Below are 14,627 nucleotides of genomic sequence, written 5' to 3'. Positions count from 1 at the left end.
CCCTCGTTCGTGAAGAGCCCGTTTGATCCACACATTAGAGGAACCTGGGAGCTCATCGGTTCCAACTGGCGGGTAACGCCGTGTCGTGGGCGTATCGGTCGCCGTCAGGGCGGTGGACGACGGGACCGTCTGCCGTCAGTTTCGACGGGATACGTCGCGGGTGTCCGCTCGACGCACGTCGAGCGAGCACACAGACCCGTCGGGCGAGCGCGCGCCTCCGCCGGCCCCTTCGAGTGGCGGCGATGACGGCGCCAGCTCAGCGTTCGTGGGCCTCGTCGATGCGTTCGAGGATGGCGGCGGCGAGGGGTTCGGGGTGGAGGTCGCTGATCCAGTGGCCGGTGTTCTCGAGTTCGACGGAGCGGTAGGGGGCGTCGACGTAGGCGTGGGTGAGGTGGGCGGCGGTACGGCCGAAGGCGAAGTCGTCGGCGCCCCAGACGTACGTCGTCGGGATGGTGCAGGGGCCGAGGTCGGCGGCGTCGCGGGGGCCGTAGGCGCGGTAGTAGTTGAGGGCGGCATCGAGGGCGCCGGGTTCGGCGAGGAGACGGGCGTGTTCGTCGAACGTCGCGCGGGGCAGGTCGTGGCAGCCTTCGCGTAGCTGGCGCCAGTCGTCGGCCATGAGGAGTTCGGCGGCGTCGGGTTCGCGGAACGTCTTGCTGTACTGCATGGCATCGCGCTGGGATTCGTCGGTTGCAATGGCGTCGAGCATGGCCTTGGGGTGGGCGGTGCTGGCAGCGGTGTACGTCGTGAAGCGCTCGGGGTGGCGGATGGCGGCGAACCACCCGATCGTGCCGCCCCAGTCGTGCCCGACGAGGTGGGCGCGCTCGATGTCGAGGGCGTCGAGCAGGCCGATGACGTCGCCGACGAGCTCGTCGATCGAGTAGTTCTCAGCGCCCTGGGGGCGTGCGGCGGGTGAGTAGCCACGCAGGTTCGGGGCGATGACGCGGCGGCCGGCGTCGGCGAGTTGCACTGCGACGGAACGCCATTGGGCGTTCGACTCCGGGAAGCCATGCAGCAGCATCACCGGCGCGCCGTCGTCGGGGCCAGCGGTGGCGACGTCGAACGTCAGGTCGTCGACGGTGACGGTGCGGGCATGGCCCCAGGGGGCGGTGGGCTGACTCGAAGCGCTCATGATTCGACGCTACTCGTCGGTGGTGACTTAGTTCAGCTTGCGGCCGTAGGGGTCGCGCACGGAGCCGGTCAGCATGAGGATGGCGTCGATGAACGCCCAGATGCTGACGCCGACGAGGATCGGGAAGCCGACGAGGATGAGCGTGCCGAACAGGCCGATGAGGCCGAGGGCGAGTTGGATGCCGCCGGTTCGCGTGTCACCGATGTAGAAGCGGCCGACGCCGAAGTAGCCGAAGAAGAGCTGCAGCAGGCCGGCGGCGATCTTGGATTTGTCGGAGAGCGGTTCGCCCGTCATCGGGTCGATCAGGCCCGACGCGTAGAGCATCTGGCCGTGTGCGACGCCCGGTTGCACGGGGCCCTGCCACGACCCGTAGCCCTGGGGCTGTTGGCCCGGGAACCGCTGGGCGGTCGGCCCCTGCCACGCACCGTTGCCCTGCTGGTCGTAACCCGGCGCGCCGCTCGGGCCATGACCGTAGCCGCCCTGCCATGACGGGCCCTGGTTGTACCCGGGCGAACCCTGACCGGAGGGCGCGCCCGACGGGTACGGCGAGTACGGGTACGGCTGGTCGGCGCCCGCGGCCCGTCCGCCGTGAGTCGCGCCGGCCGAGTCGATGTAGGGCGCGTCGGCCCGGTAGCCGTCGTCGCCGGCCGGAGAGCTGCCGTGGTGCCTGTCTCGCGCAGCTGCGTAGCCGTCGGAACGCGCCCCATAAGGCCCTGACGCGTGGGGCATGGCCTGCGTGTCGTCGTGACGATGGGTGCCGCCGTAACCCGGGTCGTTGATCATGTCTCAACTGTGGCACGCGAAGGCGGTCACGAGGCGCGAAAGCGCTCGTAGTGGATCTGCAGCAGCTCGGGGTCGGGCCGGTCGGCGCGGCGGCGGGGAACCACCATGAGCGGTTGACCGTGCAGCTTCTTGATGCCGTGCTCGAGCAACGGGCCGTCCACCTCGTCGAGGATGTCGGCGCGTACCTCGACGCGTAACTCGGGTGTCAGGCCGAGGATGCCGACGTCATAGGCGGCGTGATGGATCTTGCAGAGTGCGAGCCCGTTGCGGACGGATGCAATGCCACGCTCATGTCGATCCTCGACGATGTGCGCGGCGTCGAGGAGGGGGCTGTGCCTAAGCTGGCACACGGCGCAGCTGGATTCGTACGCCCTCATGATCATGCTGCGGAAGACGGGCTGGTGCAGGCGGCGATAGGTCTCCTGGCGCAGGTATCGACGCAGGACTTCCTCCATCGGTGACGTCGTCTGCTGCAGATGCTGCAGGCCGTCCGTGGCCACGACGAATTGTTGCTGCGCCTCCTCCTCGGCGATGAGGTAGACGGGGAAGACGGGCTTGTAGAGGGCCTGGCCCACTCCCCAGAACCAGATGAGAGGCGCGCGATGAATCATGGCCTCGCGCAGCGCGCGGTTCTCCGGGTGGTTCGGGTCATCGCCGCGCCACTTGTATCTGACGAGCCCGTCGGGGCCCATGTCGTCCTCGTAGGGGCGCTCAGCACCTTCGGGGCAATAGGTCGTCCGGATCGAGAGTGCCGCGGTGAACTGTCGCGGCTTGCGGATCCCCCTCTGGGGGTCCATGAGCCTGAAGCTCCCTCCGCCGAAGGTGAACTCCGCGATCTCCTCTGACGTCAATGCGTCGAGGCCGTCATTGGTGCGGGCCGCCAGCCATCGGATGGCCTCGGCGCGCAGAGCGTCCTGCTCAGCGGCCGGCCAGAGGGCGGTCATCAGCGCCGCCGCTCGACCGACCCGGGACCCACGCGTCCCGTCATCGCTCGATGCTCATGGGCGTGAGGGATTGGGCCAATTCCGGGATGTCGACGACGGGCACCTCGTCGTCGGGCAGGTTCATGCGGCTCGCCAGCAGTTCGGCGAACGATTCGGCGGCTTGGTGGGCTTCGCCGTCCTTCGCCCACGAGCCGAACTCGAGGTGCAGGGCGTCATCCGTGGTCACGATGGTGAGCGCGGGCGCCCGCCCGTCGTTCTTCTTCACCCGCACGAAGCGAATGTCGCCGTTGTCGATCGCGTGCTCTATCTCGGCGGAACTCTCGAAGGTCTTGGGTGACATCACGTACGTGGTCCGATCCGTGACGGCTACCCAGCGGCGGCGCCCGATGTCGGCGATCGCGAGCCCGCTCGCCTCGTTCATCTCGGCGAACCCGATGAGTCGCTCACCCGGGGTGCCCGTCACCCAAGGGAGTCCGTGGAGGACAGCGTCTGGAACAGCGCCGTCGACGGCGGTCCGATTGGGCGCGATGAAGGGTTCGACACTCGTCAGGCCGAGACGCCGACCCAGGTCATTGACGATGGCCGCGAGGTGGGCGCTCGACGCCGCGTTCGCGCGGCTCGCCGCCCGCTCTCGGAAGGAGAGCGTGCGCTTGGGGGCCCTCAGCGTCGCGGCGAGGTTGAGCTCCCGTCGTAGGTCGGCGAGCAACGCCGTCGCCCTCTCCCTCTGCCGGGCACCTTCGGTCTCGGCCTGCTCGACGAGGCGATCGCGGCGTCGGGCCTCGCGCTCGTCCTCGCCGGCGTGCAGGGCTGCGTTCGCCGCTTCGAGGAGGCGGAACATCCGCAGCGTCTCCGTCGCGAGGACGAGGGCCTGTGCGTCGCGGACCACGTCGGGGCGCTGGAGGATCTGCTGACGGGCCGGGTGTGACTCCGCCTGAGACAGCGCATGCTCGTGACCGGCGACAGTGTGCTGGGAGCGGTCGACGTAGGCCTCGAGGTCGGGGCGCAGATGGCGAATGCCACCCATGATGGAGTCGGTGACCGCGCCGACGTGCGTCGCCATGTTGTACGCCTGGTTGATCGCCTTCGTGGCACCCGTGATCTGAGACCAGTGGTCGCTCTTGATCGCGTCGAACACGCCTTCGGTGAGCTTGAGGTTCTCCTCCGCGGTCCGCTGGATCTGGGCCATCTGCGCCTGCATCGCGACCATCGCGAGCGCCCCGCCGGCCGAGGCGGCGATTGTCGTCGCCTGGGCCCCGCCGGCTGCGATGAGCCGGGCTTGGCCGACGATCTTGCCGTTTTTCACGAGGTTTCCGGTTAGTTGTCCACCGCTCATCATCGGCTGAGCGCCCTTGGCGATCAGATCGAGCGACTGCGGGGCGAAGCGGAGCAGCCCCTGAGCCTGAACCGCACCGCTGACCGTCTGGACCGCGACGTTGCCCCAGCCCAGCGCCGACGCCGCGGACGACGCCATCTGCGTTCTGATCTCGGGGTCGATCAGATCCATGGGGAGCAACTCGACCCCCTCGGGCAACGCATCACCCACGACGACGGCGACGCCGGGCTCGATCTCGATGATCGCTCCGTGGGCCTCGTTCTCAGGGTCTCGAGGTTGGTCGGTCATCACAGTCCTTCGTAGTATCGGCGGACGGCCTGGGCCATGAGGTGGCGGCGCTCGGCCAGGAAGCTCTCGTAGTCGTCCACGGAGACGTCACGGATGTTCGCTGGGATGGCGTTCTCTTCGAGATTGCGCACGAGATCGTCGGCGTCGACGATCTCCCCCAGCTTCAGCACTCCGGTGGCGATCTGCTCGTCCACCATGCCCATGTATTCGGCCGGGGACCGCTTGCCGATGCTGATGTTCACCGACGTCTCCGTCAGCGCGAAGTTGGCGACCTGGTTGTAGTCGCGGCGGTCGGTGACACCGTGCGTCTGCAGGTAGGCCTTGGGGACGATGTGGTGGATGTCGCCGGAGTTCTCGTGCATCGCGGTGACGGTGATGCTGCGCGAGAGAAAGCCGCGCTTGTTGGCGTGGATCTGCGATGCGAGGAACGCCTGGAACGCCGGGGCGCTCGTCGACGGTGTCTGGAGCGCTGACGGCATCGTGACGTTCCAGTAAGCATCGCTCAGGGTCGACTCTTCGAGCTGCCTGAGGTAGGCCGCCGCTCCCATGGAGGCGATGCGCCGCATGTCGAGTTCCCACGTCGTCTCGAAGCTTCCGGAGTGACGTCCCGTCAGCATCGACATGACGAACCATCGACGGACGATCCTCTTGCGCTCGCCCTCGGACATCGACGTGTCCTGGCGCAGACGTAGGTAGAGGGCGTAGGCGAAGTTCAGCGCATTCTTGGAGCCGATCATGCTGGGCGTGATGAAGCCTGCCGACTTGATCGTCATGACGAAGTTCTCGAACTCGTACTGGTTGACGATCTTCGCCAGGGCTGCTTCGAGCACGTCGTAGGCCTGCGGGATCCGGTCCGGGTCGAGCTTCCGAGTCTCGGGATCGCGACCCGACAGCTCCCCCACGATCGACGACGCGCGCCCGCGGCTGAAGCCCACGAGACCGGCCACGCGGATGATGTCGCCGTAGTTGGGGTCGTACAGATCCTCCGAGACGTTGCGGAGCCAGGCGATCTTTTCCAGGTAGCCCGAGGCACCGAACTCGACGTCGTTCTCCTTGATGTCGTCGTACGCGTGCGGCGCCACCGACAGGTGCGCGAAGTAGTCGATGAGCTTGCGCAGGTTGCGGCCACGGTCGCCGTACGTCGCAATCTTGCTCATGGCGAAGTCGGCACTGCTCAGCGGCACGCCCTTGGAGTTGATGCGGATGAAGATCTCCGACACCGTCTCGACGTCGAGATCGTCGCTGAGCGAGATGATGCCGATTTGAGCGTTCTTGATCTTGCTCAACCGCTCGAGGTTTCTTCCCACGGTGGACTTGTCGACGTCGGGGTTGCGCGTGAAGTAGTCGTTGAAGAACTCCCAGGTGGAGTCGAGGCACATGAACCCGGAGATGTCGGAGACCCACTCGGGATCCTTCGCGATCACCGGGGTCGCCGTCGCGAACTCCTCCTTGACCGGATTGAACGCGATCGTGATGCGCTTCTGGCGGTACCGCTTGTCGATGACCTTGAGCCCTGCCACGGCGGCACGCAGAGCCGTGATGCGCTGCTGCCCGTCGATGAGGATCTGCTGGTACGTCGCGACCTGCCCGCCCTTGAGCTTCGCTCCGACCGACTGCCACGTGATGAGGTAGCCGACGGGGTAGCCCTTGTAGAGCGAATCCATGAGGTCCCGAACCTTGACGCTGTCCCACACGAACGGCCGCTGCAGCTCGGGGATCGCGATCTGCTCGCTCTTCACCAGGTTCAACAAGGTCGCGACGTCACGTTGCTCGACGGAGTACTTTGCCATGTCACCGAGGCTAGCTACCCCGCACGCCTTCCGGGCATGGAGACAACACTTTCGCCGCCATTGGCGGGCACCCTGAGCCGCCTGATGTCAGGCAGAACCCTGGCCAGACACGGGACCTCGCCGGTACTCTCGGTGCGGTGTGGTCGCATCAATCTCGAACGGTGAGGGAATCGGTTGGCTGGTCTTCGTTCCCACCGACAGTCCTCAGGAGCGCCCACCCGTTTCCACATGAGGAAGGCGCGGCATGACGGCTCGGCTCACGACGTACCAAGCGAAGTACTACGCGCACGAGCTGCAGCGCAGTTACGCGAACGATCACGTCGGCAAGCTCGCCGGGCTCCTGTTCGACGCCCAGGTGGAGCCGAAGCCGCACCAAATCGACGCCGCCCTGTTCGCGTTGCAGACACCGTTCCTGCCGGGCGTGATCCTCGCTGATGAGGTGGGCCTCGGTAAGACGATCGAGGCGGGCATCGTCATCTCGCAGTATTGGGCCGAACGCCGCCGCAGCATCCTGATCGTCGCCCCGTCGAGCCTGCGCCAGCAGTGGCAGCAGGAGCTGTACGAGAAGTTCCTGATCCCGTCCGCCATCCTCGACCCGAAGTCGAAGGACTCGCTGCTTGACGCTGCGGGCGGTCGCTCGGCGCAGGTGTTGATCTGCTCGTATGAGTTCGCGCTCCGGCACGAGACGTTGCTGCTGAAGGCCTGGGATCTCGTAGTCGCGGATGAGGCGCACCGGCTGCGCAACTACTGGACGGGTAAGACGAAGGCCGCCGAGGCGGTGGCGCACATCGTCAAGGGCGCACGCAAGACGGTGCTGCTGACGGCGACGCCGCTGCAGAACAAGCTCGAGGAGCTGTACGGGCTGGTCTCGATCTTCGACCCGGACTATTTCTATTCCCTTGATGCGTTCCGGGAGCGGTACGTCAAGAACCGAGACCTTGGCGGTGACGACGACCTGGTGGAGCGTGTCGCGACAGTCTCGAAGCGTACCTTGCGCCGCGATGCGGACAAGTACATCCACTTCACCAAGCGCCTGCCGCTGACGGTTGAGTTCACCCCGTCGCCCGACGAGGCACGGCTCTACGACTTGGTAAATGACTACCTGCAGCGCGACGAGCTGTTTGCCTTCGCTGGGAGTCAGCGCCACCTCTCTGCCCTGATCATCCGCAAGCGTCTCGGCTCGTCGACCTACGCGGTCGCGAGCACGCTGGAGAACATCGCCAACCGTCTGGCCGATGAGGTTGCCGCTGGGCAGCGCCGCGACGGCCGTGGTGGCCTCGTGGCAGCAGACTTCACTGTCGATGACGAGATCACCAGCGAGGAACTGGAGGAGGCCGACGAGATCGACGGCGCGGGCACAGGTGCCCGGGCGTCGTCGTTGCCGCTAGACGAGTCGTTGCTGGAGGCGATGCGTGCCGAGGTTGCGGAGCTGCGCGAGTACGCGGCTCTGGCTCGTTCGATCACCGAGAACCAGAAGGCGGTCAAGCTTGGTGAGGCGCTCGATCTGGGCTTCGAGCGGCTGCGTGAGCTGGGTGCTCCTCAGAAGGCCATCATCTTCACCGACTCGACCAAGACGCAGGAGTACATCGCGCGCTCGCTGCGGGAGGCCGGTCGCGGCAAGGGACTCGTTCTATTCAACGGTTCGAACAACGGGCCGGAGCAGACCGCGATCCACCAGGCGTGGCTGGAGAAGAACAGAGACGGCGACCTGATCACCGGCATCGCCGCCGTGGATCGTCGCAAGGCGCTCGTGGACTACTTCCGCACTGAGGGCACGATCATGATCGCGACCGAGGCTGCGGCAGAGGGCATCAACCTGCAGTTCTGCTCGATGCTCATCAACTACGACCTGCCCTGGAACCCGCAGCGGGTCGAGCAGCGCATTGGCCGTGTGCACCGCTTCGGGCAGAAGCACAACGTCGTCGTCGTGAACTTCTCGAATAAAGGCAACATCGCCGAGCAGCGCATCCTGGAGTTGCTGACGAACAAGTTCCAACTGTTCTCCAGCGTCTTTGGCGCCAGCGACGAGGTGCTCGGCGCGATCGAGGACGGGCTGGACTTCGAGAAGACGATCAGCGACATCCTCACCCGCTGCAGAACCGCTGACGAACTGGACTCCGCGTTCAAGGAGCTGGAGGCGCAGTACGCGGGCGAGATTTCGCGCGAGATGGCCAGCGCCAAGGCGAAGGTCTTCGACAACCTCGACCCCCACGTCCAGGATCGCCTCAAGGCCTACGACACGCAGTCCGGCGAGGTGCTCAACAAGTTCGAGCGCTTGCTGCTCGCGGTAACCCGGCACGAACTCGACCAGCACGCCACCTTCGAGGGCGACGGGCGCACCTTCGTGTTGACGGAGGCGCCGGTGAAGGACGCGCCAACCGGGCGCTACTTCTTCAAGTCCCAGCCGCTGGAGAACGCCCACCAGTACCGCTACGCGAGCCCCCTCGCCCAACACGTCGTTGAGACCTCGAAGACCCACGACACCCCGGCACGCGAGCTGACCTTCTCGCTGAGCCAGTCGGAGCGCGTCAGCAGCGCGATCCGCGCGCTGGAGGGCACCAGCGGCGAGCTGACGGTGAGCGTTGCGACCTTCCGCATGAAGGCACGCGATGAGGACATCTCCGAGTCCTACATGCTCGCCGGCGCACTGACCGATGACGGCCAGTGGCTCGCTCGACGAAGAATACGTCGCAGACATCTTGGACCTCACCTGCATCGAGATCAGCGAGACGCCGGTGGCGATCGACGCGGCACGCTTCACCCCGCACCTTGATACACGACGGGCTGAACTAGAGAAGGAAGTTCAGGGCCGCAACTCCCGCTACTACGACCAGCAGGAGGAACTGCTCTACCGCAATCAGCAGGATCGCAAGGCCGAGCATGAAGGCAAGATCCGCGAGTACCGAGCCAAGGAGAAGGACGCCCGCAAGCTCGCCCGGCAGGCCGACGACCCGATGGAGCAGCTACGACTCAAGAAGGAGGCCCGGAAGTGGGAGCAGCGTGCCGAGGAGGCTGACGAGGACTTCCGGGACGCGCGCAAGAAGCTCCGGGCCGAGGCCGACAAATACCTCGAGCTGATCGAGCAATCACTCCAGGGTACCCAGGAGACCGAGCACCTGTTCACGATTCGCTGGCGAATCGCCACATAGACCACGGGTCATTCACAAACCCGACACTAATTGTTAAAATCATGAAAGAGAATCACCCGAATGACTGACGAGATCTACAAAACACCATCCACTACACCGAACTTCCAGAACGAGCTGGCAGCGCAGCTTGCCGATCTGATTCCCGAGGCGATCGCGGATGGCAAGGTGGATGTCGAGAAGCTCAAGGAACTGCTCGACGGCGACGCAGCCGATGGCAACGAACGGTTCGGACTCTTCTGGCCCGGCAAGAAGCGAGCCCTCCGCGCGGCGCAGGAGCCGACCACAGCAACGCTGAAGCCCGACTTTGAGAACTCGAAGGACTGGGACACGACACAGAACGTCTTCATCGAGGGCGACAACCTGGAAGTGCTCAAGATCCTGCAGAAGCACTACCACGCCAAGATCAAACTGATCTACATCGACCCTCCGTACAACACCGGCAAGGACTTCGTCTACCCGGACAACTACCGCGAGGGGCTCCAGACCTACCTGGAGTACACCGGACTGGTCGGTGACGACGGCAAAGCCAAGAGCACCAGCGCGAGGAACACCTCGGACAATCCTCACTACCATTCGGCGTGGCTGAACATGATGTATCCGCGTCTCAAACTGGCACGTAACCTGCTCAAAGATGACGGGGTGATCTTTATCTCGATTGACGACAACGAGGTCGCCAATCTGCGTCGCGTTCTTGACGAAGTATTTGGTGAGGCAAACTTCATCGAGAACTACATATGGGAGAGTAACTTCCGCCCGGACAACAGTTCGCGTATCGAGCGCGAGAACGCTCAGCACGTCTTGTGCTACGCACGTAACAAGTCGCTCCTGACCGGTCTTGTCGGAGCCCAGAAGGCGACAGAAGGACTTCCTTCTCTCACCAAGTCGTCGATGAAGCCTTCAACTCTGACGTTCGACCCCGACTGGGTGGACTTTCAACTGGCAGACGGTACATACGAGGCTGGCGAGCTTTCCTCTGGCTACGCGCTTGAGACTGACGTAACCGTCGTCGACGGCCGCGCAACGGCACCGTTCCGGCTCACTGGGCGCGTCATTTGGTCTCAGCAATACCTCGAGCAGCAAGTCTCCGAGGGTACTCGCATCGTGATCAAGGGCGGCGGCTTCGTGCCATACTCCCGCAAAATTGCTACGTCCGCGCTCGCCCCAACCACCTTGATACCTCGAGATCAGGTTGGCGATGTCCTGGCGGGAAACGCTGAGATTCGGGGGCTGTTCGGAGACGCGGTCTTCAACCACCCGAAGCCGACAACCCTGCTTAAGTACTTGATCAATTCAGTCACCAGCGACGATTCCGACGCGATCGTGCTCGACTTCTTCGCAGGTTCGGCCAGCACTGCCCATGCGGTGCTGGCGCTCAATGCTTCGGACAACGGGCGACGTCATTTCGTCGCAGTGCAGCTACCTGAGCCGACCCCTGAAGGCTCGATCGCAGCCTCCAAGGGATACGCCACTATTGCAGAGCTCGCACGAAAGCGCATCGACCTTGCGGGACGTGAGATTTCGGAGGGCACGGACGGTCAGCTCGACACCGGAGATGCTGCTGATGTGGGCTTCCGCGCGTACAAGTTGGCCGACACGAACTTCTCGAAGTGGCGGTTGTCCAGTGATGTTGACGAGGACGCGCTCCAGCAGCACCTGCTTAGCCTTCGTGACAGCGCAACTGACGATGCGACTGCCGATGAGCTGCTCACCGAGATCCTGCTCAAGCAGGGCTACTCGCTGGCCGAGGCCGTCTCGCCTGCTGAGGTCGCTGGGCTCGACGTCCGGCTTGTGCGTGACCGTGATGGCGACATTGCTGTGTTGGCGTACCTGAACGAGCACGTCAAGCCGACGCTTGAGCAGCTCCGCGCATTCGTCGATGAGGCGCCGACGCGGATCATCGTGCTCGAGGACGCTTTCCAGGGTGATGACGAACTTAAGACCAACCTGTCCCAGCTCGCGAAGAGCAAGGGCATTGAGCTCTGGACGGCGTGATGAGTGGAGCAGGATTTCAGTTCGACGCTAGTCAGCCGTATCAGCTGGACGCGATCGCGTCCGTGGTCGACCTGTTCGACGGGCAGCCGAAGGACGCAGAGAAGCTGGTCACGACCCTGCGTGGCACGGCGGTACTGCCCGACTCAGATCAGGCCGCGCTCGACATCGACCTCACGCAGGAGGTCGGCGCGGTCGGTAACAGCCTCGTTCTCGATCGTGACCTGATCCTCGCGAACTTGCAGCGTGTGCAGGATCGGAACGGGCTTGAGGTTGTACCGGCGCTTGCGGGCGACGCGCTCGACTTCGACATTGAGATGGAGACCGGTACGGGTAAGACCTACGTCTACCTGCGCACGATCTTCGATCTGGCCGTCCGCTACAACTTCACGAAGTTCGTGATCCTCGTGCCGAGTGTCGCGATCCGTGAGGGCGTCAGCACGAGCATCCGGCTCATGCGCGAGCACTTCGAGACCCTCTATAAGCCACGGGGCATCACCTTCGACGCGTCGATCTACAGCGGCAAGAGCGCCGAGGAGGTGCAGTCGTTCGCGACCTCGACGAACGTGCAGATCCTGATCATGACGATCGACTCGATCCGTGGCAATGCGAACACCCGCATCATTCACCAGACGCGCGACAAGCTGAACGGTCTGCGTCCGATCGATTACCTGAAGGCGACCCACCCGGTCGTGATCATGGATGAGCCGCAGAACATGGAGTCGCAGCTCTCGCAGTCGGCGGTCGGTGAACTCGACCCGGTGTTCACGTTGCGCTACAGCGCGACGCACAAGAAGCAGCGCAATGTCGTCTACCGGCTTGACCCGGTGGACGCTCACGATCTCGGACTGGTGAAGCAGATCGTTGTGGCCGAGGTGGCCCAGCAGGGTGCCGATGCGACGCCGTATATCAAGCTGGTTGAGGTGCGGCGTGAGCCGTCGTGGTCGGCCCGGCTGGAGCTGTCCTGCCGTAAGGCCGATGGCTCGCTTGAGCGGCGGATCGTGAGCGTGAAGCAGCATCAGGAGCTGTCGGATGGCCGCCTGACGAACAACCCGATCTACGAGGGCTGGCGCATCAACGAGATGAGCGTCGAGCCTGCCTACGTCGACCTCACCACCCACGGCTTCCTCTACGAGGGCGAGAGCATCGGCGCCTCGGCCGGTGCGATCTACAAGGAGATGATCCGCGAGACCGTTCGCGAGCACCTGCGCAAGGAATCGATGCTGCGTGCCAAGGGCATCAAGGTGCTCAGCCTCTTCTTCGTCGACAAGGTCGCCAGCTACCTGGGCGACGGCACGAACAACGACGATGCCAACGGCGACTTCGTGCAGTGGTTCGACGAGGTCTTCGTCGAGGAACGCGCGAAGTCCGCGCGGTACCAGGAGCTGCTGCCGCAGGCGCCGAGCGAGCTTCGCCGTGCGTACTTCTCCCAGATCAAGCGCGGCAAGACGACTACCTACCAGGACTCCTCTGGCACGACGAAAGCCGATGACGACGCCTATGAACTGATCATGCAAGACAAGGAACGTCTGCTCGACGAGAACGAGCCGGTGCGGTTCATCTTCAGCCACTCTGCCCTGCGCGAGGGCTGGGATAACCCGAACGTCTTCCAGATCTGCACCCTGCGTGAAATGGGTGCTGAGACTGAGCGCCGCCAGACCCTCGGCCGTGGCCTGCGGCTCCCTGTCGCCAAGTCGGATGACGGGTACACCCGCGTGGCTGACCGTGGTGTTGCGACGCTAACGGTCGTGGCGAACGAGTCGTACACGAAGTTCGCGGACGCGCTCCAGCGTGAGTATAAGGACGCCGGTGTCGAGATTGGTCGGGTTCGTAGGGCTGAGTTCTCGAAGATCCCGCTGCAGGACGAGAACGGTGCGCTCACCGACGACCAGTTCGGCTACCAGCGCTCCGTCCTGGTCTGGGAGCACCTCAAAGACAAGGGTTTCATCGACAAGGACGGCGTTGTCACTCCGAAGTTCCAGCCGAACCAGCTCGGCTTCGATCTTGGTCTGCCGGTCGACTTCGCGTGGGCTGAGTCGATCATCATCGAGCTCGTCGAGCGCGCGAACATCGGCAAGTATGTCAAGCCGGTCAGCAAGCGTCAGCCGCGCGTGCTCAACAAGCATCTCTACTCGAACCCGGAGTTCGAGGAGTTCTGGGAGACGATCAGCCAGAAGACCACCTACCGTGTCCGGGTCGGCCGCGACCAGCTGATTGAGAACGCCATCCGGGCGATCCGTGAAGCGCCGAAGATCGACGCGCTGCGCATCCAGGTCACCCGCGCCGGAGTCAAGGTGTTGCGAGGCGGCGCAAAGGGTGAAGAACTCGGCACCCGCTCAGCCGATCTCAAAGGCAGCTACGACCTGCCCGACATCATCACGGAACTCCAGGAGGCGACCTCCCTCACCCGCAAGACCATCGTCGACATCCTGATCGGCAGCGAGCGCCTGGGCGAGTTCATCGGCAACCCGAACGACTTCATCGCCATGACCAAACGTGCCCTCCAGAGCGAGCTATCGAAGATCGTGGTCGACGGCATCCAGTACGAGCGGATCGCGGGCTCCGTCTACGAGCTGCGCGAGCTGCAGAAGGACGGCGAGGAGGAAAAGGAACGCTTCCTCGACCAGATGTACAAGGTGCAGCACACCCAGAAGACCGACTTCGACTACGTCGTCTTTGACTCCGACGTCGAGCGTCAGTTCGCGGAGCTGCTCGACTCTCGCGAGGACATCAAGCTGTTTATGAAGCTGCCCGCCAAGTTCAAGATCGACACCCCAGTCGGGCCGTACAACCCCGACTGGGCGATCATCAAGCAGGAGGACGGCGAGGACCGGATCTACATGATCCGCGAGACGAAGAGCACGCTCGACGATTCGAAGCTTCGGCCAAGCGAGCTCGCCAAGATAAAAGCAGCTAAGCGCCATTTCGAAGCTATCGGTGTCGTGGACTATGCCCGCTCGGCGCCCGGGGCATGGAGGCTGTGACAAGGGTTTCTTCCGCTTAGATGATTCGTCAGTAAACGGAGCGATCCGGGCCACATTTGGTCCGGTTTACCCCTGATTAAGAGCGCTGCCACCTACCGTTTCCCCCCTGTATGCGGCAGCTCGCCTCGCGGACGCTGCGGGCCGCAAACGTCAAGCCACTCATGCGAAAACGAAGCTCTTTCATGCGCATATAGCCCCTAGGATCTATCCATGCCCCAGTGCAAGCCTCGTAAGAAAG

At 64.1% G+C, this 14,627-nt stretch carries 9 protein-coding genes; 4 read left to right on the top strand and 5 right to left on the bottom strand.

From position 1 onward, the window contains the following. Positions 1 to 256: 256 nt before the first annotated feature. The 5 genes from HMPREF0321_RS05485 to HMPREF0321_RS05465 are packed head-to-tail and all read right to left on the bottom strand — an operon-like array spanning position 257 to position 6,267. Positions 257 to 1,129 (bottom strand): alpha/beta fold hydrolase, encoded by an 873-nt coding sequence (locus HMPREF0321_RS05485; RefSeq protein ID WP_006944773.1) that lies wholly within the window; start codon positions 1,127 to 1,129, stop codon positions 257 to 259. 27 nt (positions 1,130 to 1,156) lie between these two features. Next, positions 1,157 to 1,912 carry a TM2 domain-containing protein gene (locus HMPREF0321_RS16730; RefSeq protein ID WP_006944805.1) on the bottom strand — a complete coding sequence of 252 codons (756 nt, stop codon included), beginning with the start codon at positions 1,910 to 1,912 and terminating at the stop codon, positions 1,157 to 1,159. Between the two features lie 26 nt (positions 1,913 to 1,938). Then, positions 1,939 to 2,856 (bottom strand): HNH endonuclease, encoded by a 918-nt coding sequence (locus HMPREF0321_RS05475; protein WP_006944779.1) that lies wholly within the window; start codon positions 2,854 to 2,856, stop codon positions 1,939 to 1,941. 40 nt (positions 2,857 to 2,896) lie between these two features. Beyond that, entirely contained in the window at positions 2,897 to 4,477 is a 1,581-nt protein-coding gene (locus tag HMPREF0321_RS05470; protein WP_006944608.1) for a hypothetical protein, read from the bottom strand. Then, positions 4,477 to 6,267, bottom strand: a complete 1,791-nt coding sequence (locus HMPREF0321_RS05465) for a DUF262 domain-containing protein (RefSeq protein WP_006944626.1) — start codon at positions 6,265 to 6,267, stop codon at positions 4,477 to 4,479. The genes HMPREF0321_RS05470 and HMPREF0321_RS05465 overlap by 1 nt, the downstream gene beginning before the upstream one ends. Positions 6,268 to 6,622: 355 nt before the next feature. Here HMPREF0321_RS05465 and HMPREF0321_RS05460 point away from each other — a divergent pair, with 355 nt between their 5' ends. From HMPREF0321_RS05460 to HMPREF0321_RS05450, 4 genes are all read left to right on the top strand, one after another. Then, entirely contained in the window at positions 6,623 to 9,040 is a 2,418-nt protein-coding gene (locus tag HMPREF0321_RS05460; RefSeq protein WP_254653972.1) for an SNF2-related protein, read from the top strand. Continuing rightward, positions 9,003 to 9,416, top strand: coding sequence for a hypothetical protein (locus HMPREF0321_RS16980; RefSeq protein ID WP_006944729.1), 414 nt, complete (start codon positions 9,003 to 9,005; stop codon positions 9,414 to 9,416). The genes HMPREF0321_RS05460 and HMPREF0321_RS16980 overlap by 38 nt, the downstream gene beginning before the upstream one ends. Before the next feature lie 60 nt (positions 9,417 to 9,476). After that, positions 9,477 to 11,408: a site-specific DNA-methyltransferase gene (locus HMPREF0321_RS05455; RefSeq protein WP_006944812.1), complete on the top strand. Its 1,932-nt coding sequence runs from the start codon at positions 9,477 to 9,479 to the stop codon at positions 11,406 to 11,408. Positions 11,409 to 11,470: 62 nt separating this feature from the next. Continuing rightward, positions 11,471 to 14,389, top strand: coding sequence for a DEAD/DEAH box helicase family protein (locus HMPREF0321_RS05450; protein ID WP_254653971.1), 2,919 nt, complete (start codon positions 11,471 to 11,473; stop codon positions 14,387 to 14,389). Positions 14,390 to 14,627 lie beyond the last annotated feature (238 nt).

Origin of the sequence: Dermacoccus sp. Ellin185, from assembly GCF_000152185.1 — a bacterium.
Taxonomy (GTDB): Bacteria; Actinomycetota; Actinomycetes; order Actinomycetales; family Dermatophilaceae; genus Dermacoccus; species Dermacoccus nishinomiyaensis.
The sequence above is the reverse complement of the archived record's forward strand: the minus strand, read 5'-3'. Positions and strand labels throughout refer to the sequence as shown.